This window comes from Roseibium sp. FZY0029 (assembly GCF_036350355.1).
GTDB lineage: Bacteria > Pseudomonadota > Alphaproteobacteria > Rhizobiales > Stappiaceae > Roseibium.
On the sequence record NZ_JAZDVZ010000012.1, the window covers coordinates 162,709 to 186,644 of the forward strand.

At 59.2% G+C, this 23,936-nt stretch carries 19 protein-coding genes; 5 read left to right on the top strand and 14 right to left on the bottom strand.

The features are described 5' to 3' along the window. Window positions 1-23 precede the first annotated feature (23 nt). The 5 genes from V1T76_RS27195 to V1T76_RS27215 form a co-directional block, all read right to left on the bottom strand. Entirely contained in the window at window positions 24-872 is an 849-nt protein-coding gene (locus V1T76_RS27195) for a helix-turn-helix domain-containing protein (RefSeq protein WP_330563809.1), read from the bottom strand. Between the two features lie 71 nt (window positions 873-943). Beyond that, window positions 944-2,470, bottom strand: a complete 1,527-nt coding sequence (locus V1T76_RS27200) for a pyruvate kinase (protein WP_330563810.1) — start codon at window positions 2,468-2,470, stop codon at window positions 944-946. Between the two features lie 156 nt (window positions 2,471-2,626). Then, window positions 2,627-4,510 (bottom strand): ABC transporter ATP-binding protein, encoded by a 1,884-nt coding sequence (locus tag V1T76_RS27205; protein ID WP_330563811.1) that lies wholly within the window; start codon window positions 4,508-4,510, stop codon window positions 2,627-2,629. 33 nt (window positions 4,511-4,543) lie between these two features. Continuing rightward, window positions 4,544-5,170 carry a helix-turn-helix transcriptional regulator gene (locus tag V1T76_RS27210; protein WP_330563812.1) on the bottom strand — a complete coding sequence of 209 codons (627 nt, stop codon included), beginning with the start codon at window positions 5,168-5,170 and terminating at the stop codon, window positions 4,544-4,546. Between the two features lie 92 nt (window positions 5,171-5,262). Beyond that, window positions 5,263-6,789: a hypothetical protein gene (locus tag V1T76_RS27215; RefSeq protein WP_330563813.1), complete on the bottom strand. Its 1,527-nt coding sequence runs from the start codon at window positions 6,787-6,789 to the stop codon at window positions 5,263-5,265. Window positions 6,790-7,332: 543 nt separating this feature from the next. On the opposite strand from V1T76_RS27215, the gene V1T76_RS27220 reads away from it, so the two are divergent. Continuing rightward, the gene (locus V1T76_RS27220; RefSeq protein WP_330563814.1) at window positions 7,333-9,333 is read left to right on the top strand and encodes a putative bifunctional diguanylate cyclase/phosphodiesterase; all 2,001 of its coding nucleotides are present in this window, start codon (window positions 7,333-7,335) and stop codon (window positions 9,331-9,333) included. 125 nt (window positions 9,334-9,458) lie between these two features. Further along, window positions 9,459-9,782 carry a DUF2293 domain-containing protein gene (locus V1T76_RS27225; protein WP_330563815.1) on the top strand — a complete coding sequence of 108 codons (324 nt, stop codon included), beginning with the start codon at window positions 9,459-9,461 and terminating at the stop codon, window positions 9,780-9,782. A gap of 127 nt (window positions 9,783-9,909) precedes the next feature. Here the strand turns inward: V1T76_RS27225 and V1T76_RS27230 are convergent, their stop codons facing one another. The 5 genes from V1T76_RS27230 to ettA all read right to left on the bottom strand — a co-directional run bounded on the left by V1T76_RS27230 (window position 9,910) and on the right by ettA (window position 16,114). Continuing rightward, on the bottom strand, window positions 9,910-10,302 hold the full coding sequence (locus V1T76_RS27230) for a RidA family protein (RefSeq protein ID WP_330563816.1): 393 nt from the start codon (window positions 10,300-10,302) through the stop codon (window positions 9,910-9,912). Window positions 10,303-10,395: 93 nt separating this feature from the next. Then, window positions 10,396-11,013 carry an MOSC domain-containing protein gene (locus V1T76_RS27235; protein WP_330563817.1) on the bottom strand — a complete coding sequence of 206 codons (618 nt, stop codon included), beginning with the start codon at window positions 11,011-11,013 and terminating at the stop codon, window positions 10,396-10,398. A gap of 134 nt (window positions 11,014-11,147) precedes the next feature. After that, window positions 11,148-13,232, bottom strand: a complete 2,085-nt coding sequence (locus V1T76_RS27240; RefSeq protein ID WP_330563818.1) for an FUSC family protein — start codon at window positions 13,230-13,232, stop codon at window positions 11,148-11,150. 129 nt (window positions 13,233-13,361) lie between these two features. Next, window positions 13,362-14,324 carry an endonuclease/exonuclease/phosphatase family protein gene (locus V1T76_RS27245; protein ID WP_330563819.1) on the bottom strand — a complete coding sequence of 321 codons (963 nt, stop codon included), beginning with the start codon at window positions 14,322-14,324 and terminating at the stop codon, window positions 13,362-13,364. A 140-nt stretch (window positions 14,325-14,464) separates the two neighbouring features. Continuing rightward, on the bottom strand, window positions 14,465-16,114 hold the full coding sequence (ettA, locus tag V1T76_RS27250) for an energy-dependent translational throttle protein EttA (protein WP_330563820.1): 1,650 nt from the start codon (window positions 16,112-16,114) through the stop codon (window positions 14,465-14,467). A 650-nt stretch (window positions 16,115-16,764) separates the two neighbouring features. Between ettA and V1T76_RS27255 the strand changes: the two genes are divergently transcribed. Further along, window positions 16,765-17,724: a 2-hydroxyacid dehydrogenase gene (locus tag V1T76_RS27255; RefSeq protein WP_330563821.1), complete on the top strand. Its 960-nt coding sequence runs from the start codon at window positions 16,765-16,767 to the stop codon at window positions 17,722-17,724. 339 nt (window positions 17,725-18,063) lie between these two features. Further along, complete coding sequence (locus V1T76_RS27260) at window positions 18,064-20,058, top strand: methyl-accepting chemotaxis protein (RefSeq protein WP_330563822.1); 1,995 nt, start codon at window positions 18,064-18,066, stop codon at window positions 20,056-20,058. A 119-nt stretch (window positions 20,059-20,177) separates the two neighbouring features. On the opposite strand, the gene V1T76_RS27265 is transcribed toward V1T76_RS27260, so the two are convergent. The 3 genes from V1T76_RS27265 to bla all read right to left on the bottom strand — a co-directional run bounded on the left by V1T76_RS27265 (window position 20,178) and on the right by bla (window position 22,163). Further along, on the bottom strand, window positions 20,178-20,693 hold the full coding sequence (locus tag V1T76_RS27265) for an Lcl C-terminal domain-containing protein (RefSeq protein WP_330563823.1): 516 nt from the start codon (window positions 20,691-20,693) through the stop codon (window positions 20,178-20,180). Between the two features lie 143 nt (window positions 20,694-20,836). Then, window positions 20,837-21,190, bottom strand: coding sequence for a hypothetical protein (locus V1T76_RS27270; protein WP_330563824.1), 354 nt, complete (start codon window positions 21,188-21,190; stop codon window positions 20,837-20,839). A gap of 76 nt (window positions 21,191-21,266) precedes the next feature. After that, window positions 21,267-22,163, bottom strand: coding sequence for a class A beta-lactamase (gene bla / locus V1T76_RS27275; protein WP_330563825.1), 897 nt, complete (start codon window positions 22,161-22,163; stop codon window positions 21,267-21,269). Window positions 22,164-22,327: 164 nt separating this feature from the next. Here bla and V1T76_RS27280 point away from each other — a divergent pair, with 164 nt between their 5' ends. Next, window positions 22,328-23,197, top strand: coding sequence for a LysR family transcriptional regulator (locus tag V1T76_RS27280; protein WP_330563826.1), 870 nt, complete (start codon window positions 22,328-22,330; stop codon window positions 23,195-23,197). 19 nt (window positions 23,198-23,216) lie between these two features. Here the strand turns inward: V1T76_RS27280 and mnmD are convergent, their stop codons facing one another. After that, entirely contained in the window at window positions 23,217-23,933 is a 717-nt protein-coding gene (gene mnmD / locus V1T76_RS27285) for a tRNA (5-methylaminomethyl-2-thiouridine)(34)-methyltransferase MnmD (protein WP_330563827.1), read from the bottom strand. Window positions 23,934-23,936 lie beyond the last annotated feature (3 nt).

A 23,936-nucleotide genomic window follows, 5' to 3' on the forward strand; every position in this document is an offset into this window, starting at 1 on the left:
TTACGGTGACGAACTGAAGTAACTCAGCCGAGTTGACCAGCCAGTCCACCCACGAAGTCCCCAGCCTCATGGGAGCGGATAACCGCATGGCGGACCAGATCGTCAAAATGACTGGCAAAAAGCTGGACATGCCGTGTGTTGGAAAAGGCAAGATAGCGCTGGCCAAGATAGAGCGCGGCCCACTTCTGACCGAAGACGGTGAATGGCGCTGAGAATCGGTCCGTGGCGCCGAAGAGGTGCAACCTGAGTGAGGGATAAAGCTCACTCAAGGTGTGTCCCATAACTTCAAGCTGTTCGCGGCGCAGATCAACCGGCAAGCCCTGCCACATCCCTTCTCCGCGTGCAAAACCCTCCAGAGCCTCCTTCGACAGAGCAATTTCCATGTCGGATTCCGCCCGGCTGAGAAGCGCCCTCTGGTCCCGGGTACCGGTAATGGCCTGATCCGCGGTGCGCAGCGTCTCACCGGAATATTCAAAGGCCAGAACGGCTTCGGTCTTCAGCACGTCCGGCAGATTGGCGGGCACATGCCGGATCTTCGCCCCGACCGCATCACGGTACCAGGCGAGCAGGTGTTCATCGACAGGATGCCGATCGGTCTCGGCCACCTGCACCGCCTGGTCCAGGATTTCGGCCGCAGCCCCGCGGTGGGTCGACAGGCCCAGCAGCCAGTCGGAAGAAACGCTGAGCGCGGTCGCAATGGCGGCCAGCGCCTGTCCGTTGGGCAGGCGCGGCGCATCCTCTGACAGCAGTTGGGAAACGGTTGACCGGTCGAGCCCAGCGCCACGCGCCAGATCCGACCGGTTCATATCCCGGCTGCTCAAGGCATCCGACAGGCGTTCGCGAAAAAGTACAGCGCGGTCTCTTTTGTCCATGAGGGGAGTATTGTCAGCCGGATTTCAGAAAATCAACACGAGCTGACAAATTCCCGCGCGCCACACCGTTTCTACCAGGAATGCAGGGCCCGGAGCGTTGGCGTCTTCTTGGCCATATGCCCTTCCATGCGCGAAACCAGCCTGTCGAGAAGCTGTACCGCCTCGCCGACAGCCGGGCCCTTGTTCAGCATCACGCATTCTGCCCGTGCCGCCATGGCGGCATCGGTCATGTCGCCGCGCGAAGGGCTGCCGAATTTCACCAGGCTTTCCAGCACCTGCGTTGCCCAGATCACCGGTGTCGACGCAGCCTCGCAGATCCACAGGATTTCCTCCTGCATTTCCGCCAGCCGCTCAAAGCCGATTTCGGAGGCAAGATCGCCCCGGGCAATCATGATGGCAAGCGGCCTGGTACCGCTGGCGCGGGCGATCAATGCGGGCAGGTTCTGAACCGCCTCGGGCCGCTCGATCTTGGCGACGATGCCGAGCGGATGGTTCGCCGCGCCGATGCTTGCCAGCGCGTCTTCCAGAAGGTCGATGTCGTCCGGTTCGCTGACGAAGGAATAGCCAACCATGTCAGCGAGGGCGGTGACCGTCTTGAGATCGGTCTTGTCCTTGGCCGTCAGAGGCGAGACCCCGAGCGCAGTATCAGGCAGGTTGATGCCCTTTTGCGGTTTGATCTTGACCCCACTGTCCTTGGCGCGCGTGACGCGGATGACAGCCTCGCCATTCGAGACCTCTTCCACGACACCTTCCAGCTTGCTGTCGTCATAAAGCAGCCGGTCCCCCTCGCGCAGCCGGTTCACCATTTGCGGCAGGGACACGCTTGCGGTTACCGCAATGTCCGAATGGGCGTCAGGCGTTTCCTGCACCACGAGGCGAAACCGCTCGCCGATGGTCAGCTTCGGTGTCTTCTTCTGGGGCACCACGGTTTCGGTACGGATCTTGGGCCCGGCAATATCCATCAGAATACGCACGTCTCGCCCTTCCAGCTCGGCTGCGGTCCGGACATGGGCGGCCATCTTCTCCCAGGCTTCGGGGCCATCATGGGCGCAGTTGAGGCGGGCAACATTCATGCCCTTGCGGACAAGATCCCGGACAAAAGCCGGATCGTCAGCCGCCTCGCTCGGGAAAGTCACCATGATTCGACCGCGGCGATGTTCCGGTTTCGGGCCGAACAAGCCGGCCGAGGCCTCTTCCAGCCGCCGTTCACCGGCAAAAAACTCCATTTCGGACCTGAAGCTGCCATCCTGTTTCTGCCCGGTCATGGCCGACAAAGCCGCCAGCACCGCGTCGAGGGTCGGCATTACCCGGCTTTCAAGGCGGCCGAGCGAGGAAAGGCCATGGCGCATCAGGCGGCGTTGCAGAAATCGGATATCGTGATGACGCAGGGCGACATAATGCGCCAGATTGACGATTTCAGGCGCGGCTGCCGTTACCCCATAGCCTTCGAGCAGCCGCGCGGCGTCGACCCCGATGGCGTCCCTCAGGGCAGTAATTTCCCGAATCATCGAGGCCAGGTCAGCCCCTTCACCCTTATCTGCAGATCCGTTTTCGGGGCCGGTTTCCTCGTTCGAGGGTGTATCGCCCTGCAACTCCATGGAACTCTCCATATTGCGCAGCGGCAGCTCCCACCTGCCACCGGACAGTCTTTCCTCCAGTTCTCAGTTAAACGGAAGGAGCCTTCGTCTTTATGACAACTTCAGGAGACCAGGCGCGACAAGAGCACGCATTTGCCAGGCTGGCGCCTGAAGGACTTATTCGGCAGCACTCAGCGCCAGGAACCCACCCGATTGCCGTTCCCAGAGCGCCGCATAGAGCCCTCCGGACGCAAGCAGTTCCCGGTGCGTGCCTTCTTCGGCAATCCGGCCCTCGTTCATCACGACCAGACGGTCCATGGCCGCGATGGTCGACAGGCGGTGAGCAACGGCCAGTGTCGTGCGCCCTTCCATCATGCGGGTGAGGTTCTGCTGAATGGCAAGTTCGGCTTCACTGTCGAGAGCAGAGGTTGCCTCGTCGAGGATCAGGATCGGCGCATCCTTCAGCAGCACTCTGGCAATGGTGATGCGCTGGCGCTGCCCGCCGGAGAGTTTCACCCCCCTATCGCCCACATGGGCATCAAGCCCCGTTCGGCCTTTGCTGTCCTTCTGCTCCTCGATGAAATCGAGCGCTTCGGCTGCCTGGGCGATTTTCCGGATCTCCTCATCGGAGGCATCCGGTTTGCCGTAGCGGATATTATCGCGGATCGAGCGGTTCAGGAGGGAAATATCCTGCGTGACGACCCCGATCCGGCCGCGGAGAGATGCCTGCGTGACATCGCGCACGTCCTGCCCGTCAATCGAGATCGACCCTCCGGTGACGTCCCGCAAGCGCATCAGCAAAGACACCGCCGTCGACTTGCCGGCACCGGACAGGCCGACCAGACCAACCCGTTCCCCCGGCTTGATGGTCAGGTTGAATTTGTCGAGAACCGGCTTCCGGTCGCTCTGATAGGCGAAGGACACGTTGTCGAAGCGGATCTCCCCGGCGCTGACTTTGAGATCACGAGCATCCGGTCGGTCGACGATGGCCGGCCGGCTCGTCATGATCGGCATGGCGTCGCGGATCGTGCCGAGCGTGCTGGTGATCGACTGCCCGATGCCGATGAAACTGGTTGAGGCGTTCGACAGCGAGCGCGTGACGGTCAGTCCGGCGACGAAGTCACCAATCGTGACCCATCCTTCCATCATGCCCCAGAACCCGATGACCACCACGGCCAGTATCAGAAGCACGTTCAGAAAGTAAACGCCACTGTCGGTCAGGATATACGACCGGTTCTCGCTGTGTCTGGTGTCGATCGTCTCGCCAATGACCTTGCGAATGGCACCGGCCTCCGAATCTTCCGCTGCGAACAGCTTGACCATGGCGATATTCGAATAAACGTCGGTCATCGCCCCGGTGGCCTTGGAATTTGCCGCCGCCACCTTGGCAGAGCGCTGCAGATAAGCCGGGATCGCCAGCCAGGCGACGAGGATATTCGCGCAGATCCAGAAAAGCACCGGAATGGCCAGCGGCCAGGCCATCGCCAGCAGCAGCAGGAACGAGCCGCCGAACTGGATGACCAGATACGGAATCGTTTCGATGGCCAGCATCATCTGCCGGTGAACCGACATGGTGACCTGGGCAATGCGGGACGCAACCTGACCGGCGAAGGTGTCTTCGAAAAACGCCAGATCTTGGGATTCCACGGCCTTGTGTGCCTGCCAGCGCATCGCCGCCGGCAGAAGAATGCGCACGGTCTGGAGAGCAAAGGTCTGCCGCAGAAGGAAGGCAAGCGGGTCAATAATCACGAACAGAAGGAAGAAAGCGGCCAGGATAGTCACGTTGTCCCTCAGGAAGCCTTGCGCGCCGGCCTCCGTTACCCCGTCAACCACAAAGGCGATTGCCCAGATGCCGGCGAGGCCGAGACCAGAGGACGTCATTGCCAGACAGCAGACGATCACCAGTTGCCAGCGAAACATCATGGCAAAATGCCAGACCAGCTTCAGCGGCCCCTCGTCCGGAAGCGGCGTGACGGGCAGTTCCAGCGGTTTGATGTGGGTTTCGAACGGATGGAAATACCGATCGATGAGCCGCGCAAGCAGCGGCCGGGCAAGTGACACTCAATATACTCCTTGAGCAGGACCGGCGAAGGATCAGGCCGCGGGCTCGATCCTGTAAACACAGCGACGGCCGCCCGAAAACTGATGTTCGGTGCGCTCGACGGTGACGTCAGGTCCAAGTACGTCCTTGAAAAGATTGAGCTCTGAACGGCAGAACCCCTGACAGGCCGTTGCCGCGGCGCAAATCGAACAATGATTTTCGATGAGCAGATAGCCCGCCCCTTCCGGCACAAGGTCGGCCATGTAGCCTTCGCGGTTGCGCAGGTCGGCAAGCACTTCCAGCTTGCCGAGCAGATCCGGCGCTTTGCCAACCGCTTCGGAATAGGATTTCCGGCTTTGCGCTTCCCGGTGGGCGATCAGTTTGTCGACACCTTCGGCGCCGAAAATATCATTCAGGCCGCTGATCAGTCCGAGCATCAGATTGGAATGATTGTCGGGGAACTGCTTGTGCCCCTCCGGCGTCAGGTCCCAGACCCGCTTGGGCCGGCCGACTGAGCCTTTCTGGTCGTCGAAATCCACCAGTCCGTCCTGCAGCAGGCCGTCCAGATGCTGACGGACAGCCACAGACGTCACCTTCAGTCCTCTGGCAAGGTCTGCCGCGGTCTGCGGGCCGGAGGATTTCAACGCGTTCAGGAGCCGGGTTCGAGTACGATCTGCCATGCCTTTCCATATAGCGTAGATTTAAGATAAAAAAATAGTCTGCTTATCATATTACGAAGAAACCATCACCGGCGTGCGCCTTTAAAGTGAGGTCAGCGAGCTTCCATGTAACGTTTGCTCGACCAACCGGCGAAACTATCGTCGGACCAGAAGACTTTGCACCATCCTCCGTCGCATTCGGTGATGTAAAAATCGGATTGTCCCGGTGCGAGCGACCCTACCTTGTGGCATTTCGACGACTCGCACGAACGTATCCAGAGCACGTCGTTTGATGCCACGCCGACGATGCGTTGCCAGTTACGACTGTCGGGTTTCGAAGCCTTCGCATTGACCGGCCGCTCTCCGGGTTTGCAAAGGCCGGATTCCGCGCAATCGCGGAAACCAAGCGCCGTAAGCATCCGGGGAAGATCAGGCGATGCCATGATCCTTGCTCGGGTGTTCCGCGCAAGATCCGGTAGATCCTTGAGGGCGGTTTCCAAAGGGTAGATTGCAAAGGACGGCAGCTTGTCCATGAGGAGCGCCAAGACCTCGGCGTCATTGCTGCCTGTCATGTCGAACGTGTCGGGAGCAAATGGTCCAGAAATCAGGCAGAAGTCGTTGCCGGGAAAATTATCGGCACCGGACCAGGAACCGCCGCAGCCCGACATCTGCGGTCCTTCCCCTAGGTTAACAACGCCGATCAGGCAACCGGACTTAACCATATCCCAATGAGCCGCATAAACCTCGTAATGAAAGCCGCTGTAACCGTTGTTAGCGGAATGCGCGTGAAAAGCAGTCACTCCGTCCATCAGCTGATCTTGGGTATAGGTTTCGTAGTCGTAGACCAGATCTTCACCCGTGGTCGTGCTGACAGTGAACATGTTGTGGCATGCCCGCGAGGCCGCCATGGCGTCGACCAGCACGGATTTCTCAAAACCGAAGAGGTCGATCTGCCAGCGCAGCGCCGCCCCCACCGTATCGACATAGAAAAAATCCTGCCCCTTGTGCTGGAGCATGTTCTGCATCAGATCGGGCTGCACGAATATGCCGTCCGTCAGGCCAAGCGGCGTGTTGGCCAAGGCCATGAATCGGTAGATCGCCTCATTGGCAAGGTCGAAGGCCTTTGACAACTGTTCGCCGGAAAAGCCGGCTCCGTCCGGTGCATCGACCGACGGGCGATGCAGACCAAGTGTGGCATTGACATGCAGCTTGCGGTTCAGGCCTTTGCCTAAATCACCGTCCGTGCTGCCCATCAGGAAAATGATCGAACAGGCCGACAGGCAACTGTCGCCATCGTCGACCACCGTTCCGATCCACTTCTCAAGCAGGAATGCGGCAATCTGCGTTGCTTCCGACAACGAACCGCCCGGAGAATTGAGGCACACCGAGAATGGCGAAAGAACCAGCGGATCATCTAGTTGATATCGATCGATGCGATCCAGTGCCGTTTGCAAATAGCCTATTATCTTTTCGCTGTCTCCGCGACGGATCTGGCCGTCAATACGATGAGCACAATGGTCAGAGCGGACCGGCTGAATGCCGGCGGCTTGAACCGGGCCAGCTGCCGTAACGAGCGCGACGACGATGGCTGTGACAAAAAACAGAGCAGACCCTGTGATTATGTGCAATCTTCTGGTCAATTTATTCTGCCCGAATAACAAATAAAAAATCGATTTGGCTTAACTCTTAATACTACCGATCCGGTACCCCGTGACACCGGATGCAGTTCCTTTTCCCTGGCCTTTCTCCACGCCGCTCGTTCTGCACTTTTGTTTGAGACTAAAAATCGCCAGTTCAAGCCCAACCGTTCGCGAGGAAGCACAATATACCGAGCTACGATTACATGGATCTGAGCTGTAGTCACGTTGCTTTCCCGCCAAATTGGATACATGATCCACTGCACAGTTCTCGAAACAATCTGAAAGCGTCGGCTTCAACGCTGTAAATTGACGAATTCCGGCAGCAAAGTTCATGTGCAGGATTGCAACCACACCATGTCAGGACGATCGGCATTTCTTGCCAGCAGCCCGACTTTGCTAACTGAATATCAGTAAAAAGAAACCGCATTTTCCCCATCCAAATATTAAACGCTTTCACAACCGTATAACGACCCAAGGTCATGAAAGCTGATCAAATAACTATTCTTTATCTCATTTCGATTAGAAGAAATATCAATGGAGAAAATGATGGAAAAAATCCGGGCTTTCCTGAGATGGATGATGATCGATCCTCGCCATCCGGAAATAGCGCAGGCTCAGTACAATGAGCTGAAGACCCAGATTCCATCTCTCTATGCCCTCCTCATGGTCAACGCGATTGCGGTTGCCTATACCCACTTCGACGTCGCGCCATCCTATCTGACGGTCGGCATTCTGGCGGTCATCCTGCTCGTCACTGTTGTGCGTATGGTGGCCTGGTTGCGTGCCCGGAAAACAGAGCTTGCTCCGCGAGAAGCCATCCGGAAGATCCGGCAAACGGTCATCCTCGGCAGTCTGATTTCAGTCATCTATATCACGTGGTCGCTCAGCCTTGATGGTTACGGCGGACCCACGGAGCGCGGGCATGTCGCGCTTTTCATCGCCATCACCGTCATTGGCTGCATCTTCTGCCTGATGCATCTGCCGCAGGCTGCCCTGATGGTCATGGTCATCGTCACCATCCCGTATCTGGTGCATTATCTTGGCCAGAACGAGGATGTCTACATCGCCATGGGGCTGAACATCTTCCTGGTCTGCCTCGTTGTTCTGCAGGTTCTCCTGAACGGATACAGGGGCTTTTGCAAACTGATCGTGTCGCAGTCGGCATTGGCTGCCAAACAAAGGGAAACGGAGCTTCTCAACGCGGAAAACTCCAAACTCGCCCAGACTGACGCCCTTACCGACCTTCCCAACCGCCGCCACTTCTTCAACAGACTTGAGGGCCTGATCGATGAGGTGAAAGACACTGGCCGGAAGTTTGCCGTCGGTGTTGTCGATCTGGACCGGTTCAAGCCCATCAACGACACCTATGGCCACCAGCTGGGCGACCAGTTGCTGATGGAAGTCGGTCAGCGTCTGAAAAACCTCGGAATTCCAGGTGTCGAGATCTGCCGCCTTGGCGGTGACGAATTCGGCTTTCTCTATCTCGGTAATCTCGATGAGGCAGCGAGTACGGGACAATCCATTTGCGAACAGATCAGCCGTCCCTACCGGATCGGCGAACTGCAGGTGTCCGTCGGTGCGTCCTGCGGCATTGCATTTTATCCGGACGCCGGGACCTCAGCCCATGTTTTGTTCGACCGGTCCGACTATGCGCTTTACAATTCAAAGACCAGTCTGCGCGGCCGAACCACCGTCTACTCGGCGGAACACGAGGCCCGGATCCGCTCGGAACGGGCGATTGAAGCTGCCCTTCAGAGCGCGGATCTTGCCACCGAATTCCAGGTCTATTTCCAGCCTGTGGTCCAGTTGCCGGAACGCTTCGTTGTTGGTTTTGAGGCACTTGCGCGGTGGAACAGTCCGCAATTGGGCAGGATTGCCCCGGACAAGTTCATCCCCATCGCCGAACGGGCCGGCCTGATTCATCGGTTGACCCTGTCGCTGTTCGAAAAGGCGGTCGAGCAGATCAAGAGCCTGCCGGGCACGCTGATCCTGTCGTTCAACCTGTCCGCCCACGACATCACGTCTTCGGAAACCGTCGCAGCACTGCTCGACATCATACGCCGTGCCGGCGTAAACCCAAGGCAGATCACCTTCGAAATTACCGAGACATCCGTGATCGGAAGCTACGAAGCGGCCGAGACCTGCCTGCAGCTTCTTCGAAAGGCCGGTGTGAAACTGGCGCTGGATGATTTCGGCACCGGCTATTCCAGCCTCGGCTACCTGCACCGGCTGCCCATCGACTGCGTCAAGATCGACCGCAGTTTCGTTTCCGGTATCAAGGACCCGATCGCGAGCGGCGTTGTAACCTCGATCGTCAACCTGTGCCGGTCGATGAAGATGTCCTGCGTGGTGGAAGGTGTTGAGGAAAGCCATCAGCTGGAATTGCTGGAAGCCATGCGCTGCCGGCTGGTCCAGGGATATCATTTCAGCGCTCCCATGCCCTTCGAGGACATTCTGGCAAGCACCAGGGAAAACGGAACAGTTGCAGGTCTCCCCTTGTCGGGAACCGCTGCCGCCAACAGCATTCAGTTCTTCCGCGCCTGACGGACGCCCGGAACAGGGCTATAAGGTAGCGGCTTTTTTTCAAGCCTTCAGCTGCCCCTTTCCGGTTCTCCTCACTCATCACTCATCACTCATCACTCATAACTCATAACTCAAGGGATAGTTTCATGACTGGCGGCACCAAGCGTCAGAAAGACATGCGCAAGGCACTGCGGGTCTTGCTGCCGCGTGTTCCCTTTTCCGACGCGGAAGCCATCCTTGAGGTTGCCCTGGCCGGCCATCTGCGCCACCTGCCACCGTCCATTGCTCTCTGGCAGGCCACCACCAGCCATGTCCGCCACGCGCTGACCGACTACGAGACACTGCTGGACGAAGGCTATGACCGCGACGCTGCCCGGTTCTTCGTGCTGGACGACATGAACGACGTGCTGAGTTCCTGGGGATGTGCGAAACGTCTGGAAGCCGACGACACGTCCCCGGCCGACGATTGACTGCCCTGCCACAAGGCGCTGCCCTTATGCGTTTAAGCATCGCGCGCCTTCCGCTTGCCGTTAGTCTTCGCTCTGCACCTGCCGGTTTTCAGGAAACCGGAAAGCTGACAGCCCCCGGCTTGATGCATCACGGCCGCCGGGCGATCAAATCGATCTCGACCAGTGCATCAACGGCAAGGCCCGACACGCCGACACAAGTACGTCCAGGCAATTTGCCGGGCTCGAAAAACGAGCGGTATGTGTCGTTCATCGCCTGATAGTCGCGCTTGAATTCGGTCAGATAGACACGGACAAAGGTCGTATTTTCAAGACCGAGCCCGAGCCCTCCCAGAACGAGCTTCAGGTTTTCCATCACGCGCACGGTCTGCGCCTCGATGCCCTCCGGCAACGGAGCGTCCGGATCATCCGGCAGGGTTGGCATCTGGCCGGTCACGAACACCCAGCCGTCTATTTCGACTGCATGGGAAAACGGGGCGACCGGCTGTGGCGCCTGGTCGATCATGTGGTGGATCGGCAGCATGGAGGCTCCTTTTGGAAGGTTATGACAGAGCGTCCAGACTAGAGAAATTTGCGATCCTCGGGAAAGAGGTTTCGCATACAGCCCCGCTCAAAATCAGATGCGTTCGTATATCCACTGTTCGGGAACATGAGCGGTGACGGTCTCGCCTGCCGCAATCTTCCCCGGAATTTCGATATAGCCGACGAGCCCTCTGAGGCGCTTTGCCTTTTGTGGAAAAAGCAGGTCCAGCCCGTCCCTGTCCGGAAAATGTTCGGCAATCGCCTCGCCTGCAAAACGGCAGGGTTTGTTGTCACCGTCCACACGAATAACCACGCCGCCCTCGAAGACCAGCCGTGTGCGCGGCGGAACGAGGGACAGCCTCGGGATCCCGGAGACGAGGATATTGCCGCCGATCCACTCGGCCTTCAGCTCTGCAATCTCCATGCGCGATGCGATCTCGGCAAGTTCTTCCGTCGACAGGATGGAAATCTGGCGCTCGTTGCACATCTCGGTACCGCGTGGGTACCAGGGCTCGCGGCCGCCGGACCTGCGGGTGTGACCGCTGTGCCGGTCTCCCGAAATGCCTTCGAACGTCAGCTCCAACGCATCCACGGTGGCGGTTCTGAAGTCTTCCGCAGAACTTGTCCGGAACACACCCTCCACCTTGCCGGTGGCCCTGAACGCCGGCGTGATCCGAAGGTCATCGGCAAGAAGGTCGAGCTGGTCTGTCATGGGTGTCTCCTGTCCCGGTCGAAAGGCGAAGCTAGGGTATGGAGGCCTTCCTGACCAACGAAACTCATTGATGTTTTCATAAACGCTGCGGATCAATCCGCCGCGCCTGAGATTTGAGCCGGACACAGCCCTTATCAGACAGGACCGGAGAGGAACTTCTCCTTGCGCAATCCGTCCAGGCATCGCACGATCTTCCGGGCATGATAGAGCATCGCGACCCAACCGGTTTCCAGAGCAAGGTTGCCAGATGCCCCTTCGGGCATGGCTGACATCCAGTCGTCCTCCAGCCCAGGAACGGTCTGCCTCGGGCGTCCCTCAAGCACAGCCGCAAACTCGTCCTCCAGGCGCTTGTCCATGCGCGCGACAAGCGCGTCTATCCCGGGCTTGGCCGGACTGTCCAGCGTTTCCCGCGCGACGTCCGAACGGACCTCCCGGTAGAGCACCACATATTGAGCCAGGACGATCACCAGCACGTTCATGTCACTGGTGGAGCGCGTGAACGACGACCACGGCGCCTGTTCTATTCGGTAGGACCTTGCGGTAGCGATCAGAGTGCTCGCTGCCGTACGAAGACGGGCGAGATCCTGAAGATCCGTGTCCGGCCCGCCGCCTTCCACCCTCAGGCATTTCCGGCAGGCGTTGAGGTAATCGGACGCCAGACTCTTGAAGCTTGCGCCGGTTCGGTTGGGAAACAACAGCCATGCCGCAGCAAGACCGACGCCTGCGCCGATCATCGTGTCATAGAGACGCGACCAGAGTTCACCGATGGGAAGGCCTTCCAGGGTCTGAAGCCCCATGACCACCAGGAAACTGATGATGCCGGAGGCAATAGCGTAATTGCGATCGAGGAAAACGATGACACCGGGTATGGCAAGAACAACGAGCGCGAGCCGGACGGACGGAAATTCCGCCAGAGCCGGGTCGACCAGCATGGCCAGAACGACGCCGCCCGCCGTCCCGCCTATCCGTTGCACGGTTCGAAGCAGCGTCGCTCCGAGGCTGTTCGAAAGGACGATGATGATGGTCAGCGTGACCCAATAGGCGTGATTGAGATCGAACGCGAGCCCCAGGGAAAAGCCGATCCCGGCCGCAACCCCTGCCTGAAGCGACAGGCGCCAGGAGAGCTTCTGCAACCAGCCGTGTGTGGGGCCGCTGGCATCCGCACCGAGGCTCAGGCGAACCGGCTTGTCTTTTGCCGCCAGCAGCCAAAGCCGCTTGAAAGCCTGGGCGATGCGCAGTTCCTGAAACCGGTCGTGTGCCGTCGCCCCGGCATCGGCCTGAAGCCAGCTCGCGGCAGGTGCGCCGTCCCCCCCATCACCTTCCACCCTATCGCCCTCACCGGTTTCCAGGCGATGGACAATCCGGTCGACCGTGCGGCGAAAGCCGGCGTCCTGGGCCAGACGGTTGCGGGCGTCCTGGGAAAGCTGGGCGCGGGCATCGCCGACGACTTCCAGGGCAAGCTCCACCATGATCGCCGCTTCCGGCGACATGCCCTGCAATTCGCCTTCCGGCCTGAGCAGATCGGCACATGCCTGAAGTTCCATGCGCAGCTTCGCCAGATCCCTGATCCGGATGGCCGCAGCGCCGGGCGAACCGGCAGACTTGCCCGACAATTGCCGCAGATAGGTTGCCATCGCCTGGCGGTTGGCAGCTTCCACCCGCAAGTAGGTTCGATATGTCGAGGGCCGCCACGGCCCTGTGCGGACCACGAGCGCAGTCAGCGTGCCGAGCACCGCCATGGCCGGCAGCCAGAGGCCGGGCGATCCTCCCAGGTTGCCGAGGACCACGAACAGCCAGCAGATCGCCATGCTGCGGCCCGCACGCTGCCAGAAGGGGCTGAGCCCCTGCATGGCAAAGCCCAGCATGATCGCGGCGATCCAGAGCGCCTGCAGAACGGTTGAGGCGCTTTTTCCCGATACCTCGGCGGCAATGGCCCCGAGCGCAAACAGGGCTGTCAGCAGTGCTCCAAGCTTCAGGATACCGAAGATCTCGGCCTTTCGAGTGGAGACCGGCGTGAACATCAAGCAGTGCCCGCCGGCGGCAGCTGCCAGAACGGCCAGTTTGAAAGCCGACTGACCGGGCACGAAGCTTGCCACCATATTTGCCAGAAAGACTGCACCGAGCACGGTCAGCATCAGGTGAACGCCGCGCATCAGCCGCAGGCCACCCGGATCGGTGCGCAGGAGACTTGTCTTTATGTCCGACACGGCTTGAAGCATTGGCTTGACTTGAACCCGGCTCTTCAGGGCAGACGCCCTGACGTACAGACTAGAAACCTCTTATGCGGATTGCAGTGTCTCGTGTCCATGGCGCTTCGATCTGCCGAACGCCGGGTTGCCACCGGAAGATCAGTCCGACGGCTTTCCCTCCACAAGAGTGAACTCGGCAAAGACCGGCCAGTGGTCGGACCCGTTGAAGTGTCCGAGTTCGCAGTTTTTCACCGCAAGCCCGTTCCTGACGAAGAAATGGTCGAGTTCGAGGCCGATGCCCGGAACTGGGGCAAGCCATGTCGGGGTCCAGCGGCTGCCACAGACAGCCTTGCGCACCTTTGCCGTTTCCTGAAACTGCCTCAACAACGGTGCCCAGGAGGCGGCGTTCATGTCACCGGCAACGAGAACCGGTCCCGGCGTCTTTGCGACTTCGGATGCAAGCTTTTGAAGAATGTCCGCCTGGTGCAGATAGAAGTCTCGCCTGAAAGGCGGCAGAGTATGCACCGCAAAGACACTCATGCAGGGCTCCGCCTGCACACCGCAGTAGACTGCCTTCGTGATCGCGAAAGGGTTCCGGCCAACAGGGATCAGTTCGACGCTGCGCGGTTCAGTGCGCGACAGGATAATTGCAGCAGGACGTCCGCCGAGCGCCTGATCGGGTGTTCCTGCCAAATGAAGCATGCCCTTAAACCGGTCGAGCAACCCTTGGTCGGCAGGTACCGGCAGCTCCGTGAGGATCATCAGATCGAAACCGCGCGCGGTGTTTTCCTCAATGAGGTCATCAAGCGCTGAAGCGCTACCGAAGAGATTTGCGGTGGCAACGCTGATTGCCGGTTCGGCCGCATCGGAGGATGCCGCGAAGCGACCGTCGTCGAAGATCCCCATGCGCACGAGCGCGACCAGCGACAAACAGACGGCCAGGGCCGCCATGGACCAGGTCCGGCAGACCGCAAATCCAACGGCAAACAACAGGCCGGCAAGAACATATTGGGCCTGAAAATGCGCCAGAAGATCGAGCGGCCAGCCGATCTCCGCCAGAAAGGAAACCAGGACGGCAACGGCAAAAGCCGCAAACAGAAAAACAAGAGTTCTGTGGACCATGCCTCGTGCCGCTCGCTGGACAACAATCGCCCGGTGGCCGGTATGTGCCGCCGCGCAAAAAAGATGCCGGCCCGTTGCTGGGGCCGGCACATTGGGAAAACAGGGGGCAAGCCCCCTGTTTCAGTTTTCAGGCCGTTGGCTTAGCGTGTGAGCGGCTTGTACTTGATCCGGCGCGGGTCGGCGGCATGTGCACCAAGGCGGCGGACCTTGTCCTTTTCGTAGTCTTCGAAGTTGCCTTCGAACCACTCCACATGGCTGTCGCCTTCAAAGGCGAGCATGTGCGTGGCCAGACGGTCGAGGAACATACGATCGTGGCTGATGATAACGGCGCAGCCGGCGTAGTTTTCCAGCGCGTCTTCGAGAGCTGCCAGCGTCTCGGTGTCGAGGTCGTTGGTCGGCTCATCGAGCAGCAGCACGTTGGCGCCCTTTTTCAGCACCTTTGCCAGATGCACGCGGTTGCGCTGACCGCCGGAAAGATCGCCGACCTTGGCCTGCTGGGCTGCACCCTTGAAGTTGAAGGACGAGCAATAGGCGCGGGAGTTGATTTCCTTGTCATCGAGATAGATGACTTCTGCGCCACCGGAAATCTCTTCCCAGACCGTGTTGTTCGGGTTGAGCGCATCGCGGGACTGGTCGACGTACCCAAGGTGCACGCTGTCACCGACGATGACCTTGCCCTTGTCCGGCGTTTCCTGGCCGGTCAGCATCTTGAACAGCGTCGTCTTGCCGGCGCCGTTCGGGCCGATCACGCCGACGATGCCACCGCGTGGCAGCTTGAACGACAGGTTGTCGATCAACAGGCGATCTTCGAAGCCCTTGGAAACGCCATCGACCTCGATGACGTTGGCGCCGAGGCGCTCACCAACCGGAATGAGGATCTGCTCGATGGACGGCTGACGCTCTTCCTGGGCGGTCAAAAGGTCTTCAAAGGCCCGGATACGGGCTTTCGATTTGGTCTGACGGCCTTTCGGGCTCATGCCCATCCACTCGCGCTCGCGGGCAATCGCCTTGGAGCGGGCCATGTTCTCGCGGCCTTCCTGCTCCATACGCTTGGTCTTCTTTTCCAGATAGACCGAGTAGTTGCCTTCGTAAGGGATGCCCTGACCGCGGTCGAGCTCGAGAATCCAGCCCGTGACATTGTCGAGGAAGTAGCGGTCGTGGGTGATGATCAGGACGGAGCCCTTGAACTCACGCAGGTGGCGCTCCAGCCAATGGACTGTTTCGGCGTCCAGGTGGTTGGTCGGCTCATCGAGCAGCAGCAGGTCCGGCTCGGACAGCAGCAGCTTGCAGAGCGCGACGCGGCGGCGTTCACCACCGGAGAGATTGTCGACGGCTGCATCTGACGGCGGGCAGCGCAGGGCTTCCATCGCCATTTCCACCTGGCTTTCCAGGTTCCACAGATCCTGTGCGTCGATCTCGTCCTGAAGCTGTGCAGCTTCCTCGGCGGTTTCGTCCGAGTAGTCCATCATCAACTCGTTGTAGCGGTCGATTTTCGCCTGCTTGTGGGCAACACCTTCCATGACGTTTTCCATCACGGTCTTTGTGTTGTCGAGCTGCGGTTCCTGCGGCAGGTAGCCGACCTTCGCCCCTTCGGCCGCCCAGGCCTCACCGGTATATTCCTTGTCGATACCGGCCATGATCTTCAGAAGGGTCGACTTACCCGCACCGTTCGGGCCCAGGATACCGATCTTGGCGTCCGGGTAGAACGAGAGATGGATGTTGTCGAGGACCTTCTTGTCGTTATAGGCCTTGGACAGGCCATGCATGTGATAGATGAACTGGCGCGCCATGGGGCTCCGCTTCTCCGCTTTCAAAATCTGATGGGATTCTCAGGAATTCTGCGGCGTCTTTTAGGGGAAATGACGCCCGGGGGCAATGGGGGGATTAAACCGGGAGCGGTCCATGAGCTTGTATCGCCCTCTGTCATTGACTGCGCAATCCCGATTACTCCTCCTCCTGCGCCAACTTCCGCCCGCCTTCACCTGCGGATAAGGCACCTTTTCTTTGGGCAAGTTACAAACCGCTGGCGATACCTAAAGTCTCCAGGAAGCAAACTACGCCCATTGCATCAGGCTCTGGCGGCAAATTCCGGAACTGCGTGCAAGTCCTGTGCGCTGCCCGCACGGTCATTCCGGACAAGTGCAGCGACGCTGCACGCCGATCCGGAACCCAGCGCATCAGCGTGAGCAAAGCGAACTCGCGATCCTGCTCAAATTTGCCGCGCTTAGCGCGAAATATCTCTGGTTTCCGGATCTGCGCTCGACATTGTCTCGCTTGTCCGGAATGACAGTGGAAGGCGCCGTTTCTCAGGCAAGTTGGACCATACACGCCTCAAGTGTAACGGAACTTGCGTACCAACTCCGCCCAATTGGATCTTTTCTCCCCCTGCCGAAGTGCCTAAGGTCACCGCATCTTTGTTCTTCATCCCACCGGACCCACCATGACCTCCATCGATATTCTGATGCCCCGCCCGATGCTGCCGATTGTTCAGGAGCAGCTGGATGCCGCCTTTACGGTTCACCGGCTTTACGAGGCTGATGATCCGGAGGCGATGCTGGCGGAAATCGGAGAGAAAATTCGCGGAGTTGCTATGGCGTTCGGGCCGGTGAATGCCGAGTTTCTTGCGAAAGTTCCGAATGCGGAAATCGTTTCCAGCTTCGGCGTCGGCTACGACCACATCAACACGGACGACTGCCTGGCGGCGAATGTGATGGTCACCCATACGCCTGACGTCCTGACCGAAGAGGTTGCCGATACGGCGCTTGGGCTGATGATCATGACGATCCGCGAATTCGGCCAGGCCGAGCAATGGCTGCGGCAGGGCAATTGGGAAAGCAAGGGCCCCTACAAGCTGACGGGGGCAACGATGCAGGGACGCACGCTCGGCATCTTCGGCCTCGGCCGCATCGGCAAGGCGATTGCCAAGCGCGCCGAAGCCTTCGGCATGACGATCCATTACCACGGCCGCCACAAGCAGGACGACATCTCCTACCCCTACCACGCGACATCGAAGGAGCTGGCGGCTGCCTGCGACACGCTGATGGTGGTGGCTCCAGGCGGCGAGGAAACCAGACATGCCGTCAATGCGGAGGTGCTGGAAGCACTCGGGCCAGATGGCATCGTGATCAATATCGGCCGGGGAACCGTCATCGACGAGGAAGCGCTGATCGCGGCGCTTGAGAATGGCACGATCTACGGCGCCGGTCTCGACGTCTTCGAGAAGGAGCCGCATGTGCCGGATGCCCTTCTGAAACTGCCAAGGGTCACGGTGCTGCCGCATGTCGGTTCCGCCTCGCAGGCAACCCGAAATGCCATGGGCCAGCGCGTGGTCGACAATCTGAAAAGCTGGTTCGAAACGGGCAAGGCCATTTCGCCTGTGCCGGAAATGCGTTCAGCCTGAGCGAACGCTGCGGCGACTTTGCGAAAAGCTCCACTCGGGCCAAGACACCGACCAGACCTAAGCGCCGCGGCTTTCAAAGTACGCGGCCTTTTTTTGCCCAAGGTCTTAACGGGCAGGCAGTTCTTCGATTGTCAGCCTGAAAGAACGCCGCAACCTGCAGTGAGCTGTAATCAGCCGGGCCTACCCGACCAAAACTGCCTTAGCGTCAAACTCAAAAATCTAAAAAGGTCATATGAAACAATGACTTTTAAAAAATTTAATCGCTTTAATTAAAACTGTTTTAACCAACGCCTGAGCACCGTCGCCGGAAGGGAGGAATCAATCAGGGCTACTTTTAAAATGTCTGTACTACTTAGAATATCGTTAGGATTTGGCGCGGTCGCCATTGTCCTCCTGGGGTTGGGTGCCTGGTCCATCTTCAACCTGCAGAATGTCAGCGTCGCCGTTGCCGATCTGGACGACATGAATGGCGATGCCTTGATCGCATCTGAACTGAATGCTGATGTTGCGACAATTCTCGCCGGAACAGGAGACTACCTGCGCACGAGAAAGCCTGAGGCTCTCGAACAGGTCACTCGCTATCTTGAAAAAACAGAGACTGGCCTCCGCAATGCAGAGGCAGAGATCCACAATCCAGCTCGCGTCGAGCTGCTGAAGCAAATTGAAGCGAATACGGTAACCTTCAAATCTGTTCTCGAAAAAGTTGCTGTTCTCTATGGCGAACGAGATGAGCTTGTAAGAGACAAGTTGAACGTCATTGGTCCACAAGCCATCAAAAATCTTGAAAAGCTGGGGGCATCGGCGGCAGCGGATGGCGACTACCAGACCGCGTTTCTTGCAGCCAGGGTTCAGGAAAGTTTCCTGCTTGCCCGGATCGATATGCTCAAGTTCCTCGATACCAATGCCGTTATTGAAATTGACCGCCTGCAAAATGAGTTCGAGTCCGTCTCCGGCGACATTCTTTCTCTGGAACGCAGTATAGAAAATCCTGCCCGGATGCAGCTTCTGGCAGAGACGACTCCGTTGATGAATGAATATCAGACTTATGCGCTGCGTGTTCGCGACATCATTCTCGAACGAAACCAGTTGCGAAACGATGTTCTGTTGACCGCCGGTGCGGACGCCTCGGAACATGCGCGGCTGATGAAGGATAGCGCCACCGCCGACGCAACGGCTCTTGGTCTGGCGACAATTGACAGCGCCGACTCGGCGGTTGTTCACGTCGCCATTGTCGCCGCCGCCGCCCTGTTGCTCGCAATCGCGTTTGCAACATTGATTTCAAGAGCCATTGTCAAGCCGCTGCTGCGCCTCGTCGCAGACGCCAGGGAACTGGCTGCCGGAAACACCGACATTGCGTTTGAAGAAGCGAAACGTTCGGATGAAATCGGGAAAGTGGCCCAATCCATCGCTGGCTTCCTTGACGGCGTTCTGGACCGTCAGCGCCTGGAGGCCGCGCAGAAGTTAGAACAGGAAGCGCGTGAGCAGCGGACTGCCAGGGTGGCCATAGCTGTCGAAGCTTTCGACAAGGAAGTCTCAGGCATGCTGAACTCCATTTCGGAGGCCTCTGGTAACCTGCAGGTGACCGCCAACCAAATGACCGCAACCGCACAGGACACTGCGCATCAGGCAAACACTGTGGCGAGCGCATCGGAACAGGCCAGTGTGAACGTTCAGACAGTTGCCGCTGCAACGGAAGAGCTTTCTGCGACCATTGGCGAGGTGAGCGGGCAGGTTGTGCACTCTGCAAACATAGCTAGCGAGGCGGAAGCACAAGCCCAAAAGACCAATCAGCAGATTGCCGGTCTGGCAACCGTCGCGGAAGATATCGGCGAAGTCATTGCCTTGATTTCATCCATTGCCGAGCAGACAAACCTTCTCGCCCTGAACGCCACCATAGAGGCTGCCAGGGCTGGTGAAGCCGGTAAGGGTTTTGCGGTGGTTGCGGCCGAAGTGAAAGAGCTTGCAAGTCAGACCGGCAAAGCCACCGAAGAAATTTCCGCCAAGATCTCGGCGATCCAGAGCGAGACACGTGAAGCCGTCAGCGGCATTCAGGGCATCGCAAAAATCATCGCTGAACTGAACTCCGTTGCCTCCTCCATCGCATCCGCAGTGGAGGAACAATCGACAGCGACCTCGGAAATCTCCCTCAGCATCGATCAGGCTGCTCAAGGCACCGACGAGGTGAGCCGCAGCATCGTTGTCGTGTCCAAGGGCGCCAGCGAAACCGATGCCGCTGCCGGAAGCGTTGTCGAGGCTGCCGAGCTTCTCATGGCACAGTCCACGACCATGCGTCAGGTGGTCGAACACTTCCTCAACGAAGTGAACGCCGCCTGATAACTGCACGTTTGTTCAAATGAAAAACGTCTGCCCCGGTCCGAACGTTCGAACCGGGGCAGTTGCTTTCAGGGACTGCTTTCCCACGACGCTGTGCGGCCGTGCCATTTTTGGGCCAGTCAATTCGCCGTGGGACCGAGAAGCCTGCCTTTCACAAGCAACACCGACAAATGGTAGCCCTTGCTGTGCATGTCGAAATAGCCATTCGTCACCTCGAAGAAATAGAACATCCCGGGCATGGCTTCGGTCGAACTCCAGAAGGTCGCGCCTTCGCCGAAGTCGGACGCGGTGATGTTGGGAAAGGTCACGGTGTCGATCTTCGGACCTTCACAGGTCTCGGCGTAAAGCGTTTCCAGTTCCGGCCCTTTGGGCACGCGCCAGCCGCCCCCTTCCCGCTCGGCGTAGGCGAGTGCTTCATCCAAGGTGAAGCCGCGCGGGTCCCCCAAACATGTGTTCGTTTGCGTGTCCCACGTCATGCCGACCGCACATCTTTTCCAGGTGAGACCACGTGCCACGTCCGTTGCCTCATCCCCCTTGATTGCGTAACCGGAACCCGTGGCTTCGATGCAGGTGGCGTGGGCATTGATGGGCAGGAAAAGCAATAAAATGAGGGCCGGTATTGTGCTGAATTTCATGCGGATCTCTGTTCGTGACTTGATGTGATTGGAAGCCGGCAGGCAATGGGAAGGCTGGCGGCGCGTTCGTTCGCGATGTCGGCAATAGCCCTGCTGTGATCTTCATTCAGGTGCTTGGAGCATCCGGGCCAGACTTCACCGGCTCAATCCGATCCGCCGGCCGGACACCTGAACGGGGTAAAGGTGCTGCCCATGTTGGCACTGACGGTCATCATCGTCAGGATGTCGGCAAAGGCGAACTCGGCGGGTGTTTTCGGGCAAACGGCTTTCCCGGCGAAACAGCCACCGGCGATGAAGGCATCATGCTCGGAAACAAAGCCTGGCCGCATCTGCGAACGGCTGACATTTTCGAATGCCACCCGGACGATCTCCTGGTAGTAGGCGCATCGTCTGACGCGCTTTTGTTCGCGGGTTTCCTCCGCAGACGCCAGGCAGCACATGGTCGCGGCCGCAACAAAGGCAAGCAGGAGGGCAGACAAGGACCTTGGAGCGGACAAGATTGTCTCCGTCGGAAGCGGCAGGAGATTTAGGGTGTAGCCCGGGCGGGGAAGAGATTCCGCCCGGGCAAGCGCGTCAGTCGCGCAAGCTTTCCGCAAGCGCAACGCCGATATCGGCAATCGCCTTGTTGCGGTCATCGAAGGAAGCGTCGGTCCGGGTGATATAGACCGCGATCAGCACGGGCTTCCTGTCATCGGGCCAGATGACGCCGATGTTGCTGCGAGAACCGTTACCCCCTGCCCCGGTCTTGTCCGCCACTGGCCATTCTTCCGGCAATCCGGCGCGCAGGGTCGCCTTGCCAACCTGGTTGTCCAGCAGCCAGCCCGTCAATTGGTCTCTGGCAGCAGGTGACAGCGCATCACCCAGCACAAGTTTGTGCAAGGTGGCGACGGCAGCGACCGGGGTGGTGGTGTCGCGGTCATCGTCAGGCTGGCCCTCGTTGAGGGTCGGTTCCGTCCGGTCCAGCCGGGTAATGGTATCGCCGATGCCGCGCAGATACTCCGTCAGGCCCTGAGGTCCGCCGACTGCTTCAAGGACCAGATTGGCAGCAGCGTTGTCGCTGATCGTAATGGCCGCGTCGCACAGTTCCAGATAGGTCATGCCGCCGGAGCCGACCTTTTTCTCGGTAACCGGCGAATAGGAGACAAGGTCTTCCTTGCGGATCTTCACGCGGCGGTCTGGTTGAACCTCACCCTGCTCTGCCTTTTCCAGAAGCGCGGCACACAGAAAGGCCTTGAAGGTGCTGTTGAGCGGAAAACGTTCGTCCGCCCGATGAGTAAATGTCTTGCCGGTTTCCGTGTCCAGAACGGCGACCCCGATCCGGGCCGACAGGCGGCTTTCCGCATCCTGGACGGTTTTTTCAAGCGGTGCGGGATCAAACCCGGCAGCCAGTGCAGATCCGGTTATGTTTGGAACCATGGCGAAAAGGGCAAGGGAGAGCGTCAACGCGTTGCGGCGTTTCCAGAGTTTCATCTTCAACTCCAATGATGAATTCGAACAGCCCGACCCGGTGTGGTGTGTTGCCCCCCGCACCATTCGTCTTCGGAACACCGAAACAGTGCCGCCGCCTCAGATATAACGCAAATGATGATTACTGGGGTTAGACATGAAGAAAACTTGGCCATAGTAGAATCCCGATGGACGTCTCCAAACTGCCGCTTAATGCCTTGAGAGCCTTTGAAGCTTCCGCCCGGCTTTGCAGCTTCACACGGGCGGGACTGGAATTGCGGGTGTCGCAAACCGCCGTCAGCCATCAGGTAAAGACCCTGGAGGATGTGTTGCAGGTGTCGCTGTTCGAGCGCCTGCCGCGCGGCGTTGCCCTCACGGACGAGGGCCTCGCCCTGTTGCCTGTGCTGACCGATGCTTTCCGGCGGATGAGCGAAGCGCTCAGCCGGTTCGAGGACGGCAATTACCGGGAGGTGCTGACCGTCGGTGCGGTTGCGACCTTAGCGACCGGCTGGCTGTTGCCGCGTCTAGCCGGCTTTGCCAAGGACCACCCGCAAATTGATCTGCGGCTGAAGACCAACAACAACCGTGCGGACATTCTGGCGGACGGCCTCGACTGTTTCCTGCGCTTCGGCGACGGCGCCTGGCATGCCACCAATGCGGAAAAGCTGATGGATGCCCCGCTTTCCCCGATCTGCTCACCTGAAGCGGCACCCCGGTTGTGCGAACCGGCAGACCTTGTGAACGAACCCCTTTTGAGATCCTACCGGATCGACGAATGGGCCATGTGGTTTCAGGCCGCAAACCTTCCGCCGCCGAGGGCGCGCGGCTGGATGTTCGACAGTTCGCTCGCCATGGTTGAAGCGGTCACGCAAGGGGCGGGTGTCGCCCTGGTGCCGACTTCAATGTTCAGCCGCCAGCTTTCGTCCGGCGCGATCGTGCGGCCCTTCCAGACGAGTGTGCTGACAGGAAGCTATTGGCTGACCTGGCTGAAATCCCGTGAAGAGACCGGCGCCATGCGAAAGTTCCGCCAGTGGATACTGGAGACGGTCGCCGAGTGACGTACGTTTTGCGGCGTCCTCAGGGCTTTCGCCCCTTCACCATTTCGCGTTTGCCGGCAAACCCTTCTGCCTTCTCGATTTCGAAGCCCGCCGCCTGAAGATTGCGACGAACCCAACCGGCAGCCGTGTAGGTGGCCAGCGTCCCCCCGGAGGTCGTCAGATCCGCAGCGGCTTTCAGAAGGTCGGCGTCCCACAGCTCCGGATTGCGCGCGGGGCTGAAACCGTCGAGGTACCAGGCATCGACGGACGGCATCACAGGTTCCTCACCTGCGGCTGCCCCGGATCGCAGGTCACCGATCAGCTCGCGTGCATCGCCAATGCCGATCCGCAAGGTGGCACCGGAAATTTTCAGACTGTTCCAGCCTGGTTCCGGAGACCATGCTTTCAGAAGTTCATCAGCCAGCGGCTGCAGCTCTGGAAAGGCCGCAAGGGCGCGTGCCAGTTGCTCGCCGGTCATCGGGAAGAGTTCGAACGACACGAAGGTCAGCTCCGGCCGGCTGGACCTTTCCTGCCACGCTGCAAGGGTCGTGAGGAAATTGAGGCCGGTTCCGAAACCGAATTCGGCAATGGTGAACCGCTCGCAGGCGTCGAACCGCTCCGGCAGACCGTTGCCACGCATGAAGACATGGCGTGTTTCCGCGAGGCCGCCCGCCTTGGAGAAATACGTGTCGTTGAAGCCTTCGGCCCGGGGTACGTCGCCCTGCAGCCATTCCAGATCCGGTGCCTTGATGGACATGAT

Coding starts and splice junctions, on each gene's coding strand:
- V1T76_RS27260 (WP_330563822.1), top strand. CDS start 18,064: ATGTCTGTACTACTTAGAATATCGTTAGGATTTGGCGCGGTCGCCATT.
- mnmD (WP_330563827.1), bottom strand. CDS start 23,933: ATGTCCATCAAGGCACCGGATCTGGAATGGCTGCAGGGCGACGTACCC.
- V1T76_RS27255 (WP_330563821.1), top strand. CDS start 16,765: ATGACCTCCATCGATATTCTGATGCCCCGCCCGATGCTGCCGATTGTT.
- V1T76_RS27230 (WP_330563816.1), bottom strand. CDS start 10,302: ATGCTGCCGATCCACCACATGATCGACCAGGCGCCACAGCCGGTCGCC.
- bla (WP_330563825.1), bottom strand. CDS start 22,163: ATGAAACTCTGGAAACGCCGCAACGCGTTGACGCTCTCCCTTGCCCTT.
- V1T76_RS27240 (WP_330563818.1), bottom strand. CDS start 13,232: ATGCTTCAAGCCGTGTCGGACATAAAGACAAGTCTCCTGCGCACCGAT.
- V1T76_RS27200 (WP_330563810.1), bottom strand. CDS start 2,470: ATGGAGTTGCAGGGCGATACACCCTCGAACGAGGAAACCGGCCCCGAA.
- V1T76_RS27195 (WP_330563809.1), bottom strand. CDS start 872: ATGGACAAAAGAGACCGCGCTGTACTTTTTCGCGAACGCCTGTCGGAT.
- ettA (WP_330563820.1), bottom strand. CDS start 16,114: ATGGCGCGCCAGTTCATCTATCACATGCATGGCCTGTCCAAGGCCTAT.
- V1T76_RS27265 (WP_330563823.1), bottom strand. CDS start 20,693: ATGAAATTCAGCACAATACCGGCCCTCATTTTATTGCTTTTCCTGCCC.
- V1T76_RS27235 (WP_330563817.1), bottom strand. CDS start 11,013: ATGACAGACCAGCTCGACCTTCTTGCCGATGACCTTCGGATCACGCCG.
- V1T76_RS27220 (WP_330563814.1), top strand. CDS start 7,333: ATGATGGAAAAAATCCGGGCTTTCCTGAGATGGATGATGATCGATCCT.
- V1T76_RS27210 (WP_330563812.1), bottom strand. CDS start 5,170: ATGGCAGATCGTACTCGAACCCGGCTCCTGAACGCGTTGAAATCCTCC.
- V1T76_RS27245 (WP_330563819.1), bottom strand. CDS start 14,324: ATGGTCCACAGAACTCTTGTTTTTCTGTTTGCGGCTTTTGCCGTTGCC.
- V1T76_RS27280 (WP_330563826.1), top strand. CDS start 22,328: ATGGACGTCTCCAAACTGCCGCTTAATGCCTTGAGAGCCTTTGAAGCT.
- V1T76_RS27225 (WP_330563815.1), top strand. CDS start 9,459: ATGACTGGCGGCACCAAGCGTCAGAAAGACATGCGCAAGGCACTGCGG.